This window comes from Rivularia sp. UHCC 0363 (genome assembly GCF_034931125.1).
Taxonomy (GTDB): Bacteria; Cyanobacteriota; Cyanobacteriia; order Cyanobacteriales; family Nostocaceae; genus Rivularia.
The window spans coordinates 1-4,617 of sequence record NZ_JAYGHM010000136.1 but is presented as its reverse complement, the minus strand read 5'-3'; the positions used below and the strand labels follow the sequence as shown (position 1 = coordinate 4,617).

Below are 4,617 nucleotides of genomic sequence, written 5' to 3'. Positions count from 1 at the left end.
GCTGTGGTACCAAATTTTTAAAACAAGTAAACTGTGCATCAAACAGCAGTTTTATTATTCCCGTTGGTCCACCCCTATTCTTGGCAACAATTAACTCTGCAATACCTCGATCAACCGTATTTTGGTTGTAATATTCATCACGGTACAGCAGCAATATTAAATCCGAATCTTCCTCAATTCGCCCCGATTCTCTTAAATCTGACATCAAAGGACGTTTGTTATTTCTACTTTCCACACCACGATTTAACTGCGACAATATGACAACAGTTGTGTTACATTCCCGTGCTAATTGTTTTAATCCTCTGGTGATTTTTCCAATTTGAAAAGCCAGATTAAAACTATCACCATCCGTCCCTTCCATTAACTGCAAATAGTCAATTCCAATCATGCCAATGCGATTATTTTCTGCAATCAATCGTTTAACTTTTGTACGAATTGAATTAATAGTTAACATCGGTGAATCATCAATATAAATCGGTAATTCGCTTAATCTACTAATCGATTGCGCTAAAGGTTCCCATTGGTTTTTACTAACAAAGCCATTTTGTAAATAGCTTGATTCAATAGGCATATCAGTCGATAAAAACCTATCCCCCCATTCTTCCTTATCCATTTCAAGACTAAAAATTACAGTTGGCATCTGCTGATGTCGCGAAATATTAAAAGCTAAATTACCTAAAAACGATGATTTGCCCATCGCCGGACGACCAGCAATTGTGATTAATTTTCCTGGCTTAAATCCTCCTATTACCCCATCTAAGCCATCAAATCCAGTGTTAATGACCTTTGGTGATATACCCGTACTTTTTTCTTCAATGCGTTCAAAGGCATTTATCAAGATGGATGATAAGGGCGTTGGTTCGGAGAACGATGCGATTGCGCTGTTATTGACCTCTAGAACCTTTGAAAAGGCTATAGATAGCTGTTTATTTCTTCGGTTTGGTCGTGCGCTAGGGCGTAAATTTCGCCGCTGGCTTTGATTAATTGCCGTCGGTGGTATTTATCCATTACCAATTGAGCCAAGGCATCGATGTTAACTGCCGATACCGTCCGGTCTACAAGTGCCGCTAGTTGGTTTCTACCACCAATTTGCGGTAAATACTGATATCTGAACTAATTGTTAGTTTTGGATCATTTAGGGGAATTATGTATATATCATCATCTACTTAAGCGGTAAATATTATGCGAGGGAAAAAAGACATTGAATCTTTACAGGAGCAAATATCAAAGGAAATAAATCGAAGAAAGAATTCAAAAAACTTTTGGTGTTCTATATCTTCAGGTGCATTAAAGGATATTAACAATAGATTAGAGAGAATCAAAAAAATTCTACAAATCTCTAAATATGACATATTATTTATTGGACAAGTTGGTGTAGGTAAGACAACAGCTATTTGTCATCTTTTTAATCTTGTATATGAACATGAAGAAAAGAAAACAATCAAATCAAATGATAAAGTTAAATCTAAGACTATAACAAGTATTAAAGAAATTCTCTCAACTGGTTCTGGTAAAACAACAATATGCGAAGTTATCATAAAACCAGCTTCAGAAACTTACATTGAAATATCTCCTTGTTCTGAAGAAGATATGATTGAATTAATTCGAGAATTTTGTATTAGTATATGGCAAAAAGTATATCCTGATTACAACTCTGAATACTTACTAGACTTATCTTCTACTGAACTAATTCGCGCAATTAGAAATATAGTTAATCTAAAAGAATCTCATAAAGGGAATTCGAGAGATCAAGCTGAGGATTTAGCAAAAAAATTTACTCAATTAGATGATTTTACAAACGAGGTGATTAATTGTGCCAAGTTGTCTCAGAGAAAAGAAACTCGAATTAATTTTATAAAAGGGCAAAATTCTACAAAAGAAAATGATATATATACCGAGACAATATGGATAAAAGATACATTTAATGAAATTAATCTTGCTAAAATAAGTACTTTTTCAATTCCTCGGAAAATCGTTATATACGTTAGCCCAAACATTATTGATTTTAAGCTATACCCTAAATTCAATTCAATTATTGATACTAAAGGTATAGATGAAGTTAAAAATAGAAAAGATTTAGAAAGTTATATTAGAAACAAAGACCAAACCATTTGTATCTTTACAGAAAGTTTTAAGTCTGCACCTTCAAATGTTTCTGAATTAATAGCAAGATATCTTACAAGTGAATCTGAAGATATCGATACAAAGTTTGGACTACTTATATTACCTCAAAAAGGAGAACCAGAAAAATTATTATCATCAGATGGACAAGTCGAAGATAGAGATGAAGGAATAGCTGTAAGAAAAAGTGATATTGAAACCAAATTTAGACAACAAAAAATACAATTTATTCCAGATAACATACTTTTTTACGATGCCAAACAATTTTATTTATCCGATGATATAATCGACCCGAATTATGAAACATCAGATATCAATTTAGAAAAAGAAAGATTAAATAATGAAATTAATAATCTCATTGAAAGAAGAGAAAAAAAACTTCGTGCTGAAGTTAGGAAATTAAAAACAATCTTTTTACAAATCCAAAATGGAAATGTTCTGAAGTCTGAGGATGAAACATTGCTCTTAAATCTAAAAAAAAAGATTGAAGAGCAAAATATTATAAAATATCCAAGTTGTAATTTAACATTAAGGTATATCCAATCTCTTAAAAAACATCATGTTATGGTGTTTAGAGCTATTAATAATAGACGTGGAATATATAATTTAAGAGATATAAATATATATTTTGATTGCAAAAATGTTGCAGAAGATTTAGTTAAAGTTAATTTAAGAAAGCCAAAAGATGAAATATCCGGAGCCATTGGACTTGCAAAAAAAGAAGCAATTGACAAATCAATATTGATTCCTATCCTGGAAGTTATTCAAAATAAAGTAGATACTTGTTATGAAGAGATTGTAATTAGTTTAGGCAATCAGATTTCTAATAAATTAAAAAAGGAGATTTTAAAACCACAAAATGAATCCAATCCTTTTTGGTTAGAAGTAAAGGGTAGATGGGGTGGAGGTTCTGGATATAGAGATGACGTATTATGTATGTATGAAAATGAAATGAAAGGGATTGATAATTTTTTTAGAGATGAAATACAAGATTTATGGCAACAACAGTTGAGAAATAATATCTTATCTTTCTTCGATGAAGAAGATTTTGAGTAATTTAATCGCAGGTGCTAAATGTTCCCCGCTTACTAAAAGCTGCTCTGCAATTCTTTTTCTCAAATCTATGGCTTCATAATCGTGACTAACATCAACGATAAGGAATTGAACCTTCATCAACAGACGTATAACCTGGATTCGTAATCACACACTTACCGATTGGGAAGCGCATAATTTCATCTGCGGTAAGGATTGGCATTGTCTGTAAATTATCCGTCCAAGTTACCGTTCGTCCTTCCTTGGAATCGTTGATAGATTTATTTTTAACGATAAATTCCTTGTGTCCGTAAGACTGGGAAAACTTATCCGCAGTTGAGTAATTTGCTGGGTTGTAGAGAATTTTAGTGCTGCAAGCGCTGATTATAGCGGTTGCTAAATTATCACCGTATGCGTTCGCTAGTTGTTCTTTCATATTGGACACCTAATACAAAACAAGCTCCGTTACTTCTGTACTCATTAATCCACTGGGGTAATGCTTTGAGGTAAAGTGATGGCAGTTCATCGATAAATATTCCTAGCGGGTCTTTCCTTTGCGTACATAAATTGCTCACAATGGTCATGTGCAATGCTGCCGCAAGCAATGGTCCGACAACATCGCGTCTGGGGTCATCTAATTTGAATATCAGGATTTGCTTTCCCGATAATTTAGTAGAAATAGTACTTTTACCGATGAAAGAAGAAAGAAGCGATCGCTGGATAAAAGCAGAAAATATACCTACTGTGGTTGTGTCGATGCTAGCAATAGTTTTTTCGCTGTCTTTTGCTTTAAGGTATTGTTGAAACGAAGCAGCAACCCAACGAGAAATCGTACCTGCTTCTACTGCTGCGTGTAACTTGTTGATAAAATCATCGATGGACTGGATGCAGTAAACGGTGGCTAAATCTGGACAATCACTTCCTTTCGCTAGTTGGATTAGTGCTTTAGCTAATAAATCGGCTGCTTTTGAGAAAAACTCATCACCTTTACCGCTACCACCAGCATTTGCATTAATCACGTTCGCAATTTGCGCCGCGCTCACCGCATCTTCCTGATTCTCCATAAAATCGAGTGGGTTAATTACTTCGCTGTATGGTTCCCCAGGAGCAAATATTCGCACGTCGTAACCATAGCGTGCTGCCAGGGGTGCGAGTAGTTTCATCTGGTCGCCTTTTTTGTCGTAGACAATTAGGGGAAAGCCCTGCATCATGCAACTTTCTGCCATACGGTCAATTGTACCGAAAGTTTTACCGGAACCGGGAGCGCCAAGAACAAGGGTAGAACGTTCCGCATGGGGAATCCAAACAGTTGGGGATGCTCCAAGGAAAGTTTGAAATGCTGCTCCAAATTTTCTGAATTTACCAGAAAACCAGTAGCGGGGTGAACCGCACCAAAAAGTTACTTTGTTGTGAAAGCGTTCTTCAATTTGCTTGAGAGCGAGGTTAGTTGCTGCTAATTTTTCG

Annotated in this window: 4 protein-coding genes; 1 reads left to right on the top strand and 3 read right to left on the bottom strand. The window is 35.0% G+C overall.

Features of this window, described 5'->3' with window-relative positions:
- On the bottom strand, positions 1-838 hold an 838-nt coding region (locus tag VB797_RS34610), incomplete at its 3' end, for a replicative DNA helicase (protein ID WP_323242338.1).
- A 344-nt stretch (positions 839-1,182) separates the two neighbouring features.
- On the opposite strand from VB797_RS34610, the gene VB797_RS34605 reads away from it, so the two are divergent.
- Positions 1,183-3,177, top strand: a complete 1,995-nt coding sequence (locus VB797_RS34605; protein WP_323242337.1) for a hypothetical protein — start codon at positions 1,183-1,185, stop codon at positions 3,175-3,177.
- A 91-nt stretch (positions 3,178-3,268) separates the two neighbouring features.
- Here the strand turns inward: VB797_RS34605 and VB797_RS34600 are convergent, their stop codons facing one another.
- Entirely contained in the window at positions 3,269-3,589 is a 321-nt protein-coding gene (locus tag VB797_RS34600; protein WP_323242336.1) for a TraM recognition domain-containing protein, read from the bottom strand.
- Positions 3,558-4,617: type IV secretory system conjugative DNA transfer family protein (locus VB797_RS34595; protein WP_323242335.1), on the bottom strand; the 1,060-nt coding region annotated here is incomplete at its 5' end. The genes VB797_RS34595 and VB797_RS34600, both read right to left, overlap by 32 nt.

Bases quoted from the DNA above. Each gene is read 5' to 3' on its own strand.
- VB797_RS34605 (WP_323242337.1), top strand. From the start codon at position 1,183: ATGCGAGGGAAAAAAGACATTGAATCTTTACAGGAGCAAATATCAAAG.
- VB797_RS34600 (WP_323242336.1), bottom strand. From the start codon at position 3,589: ATGAAAGAACAACTAGCGAACGCATACGGTGATAATTTAGCAACCGCT.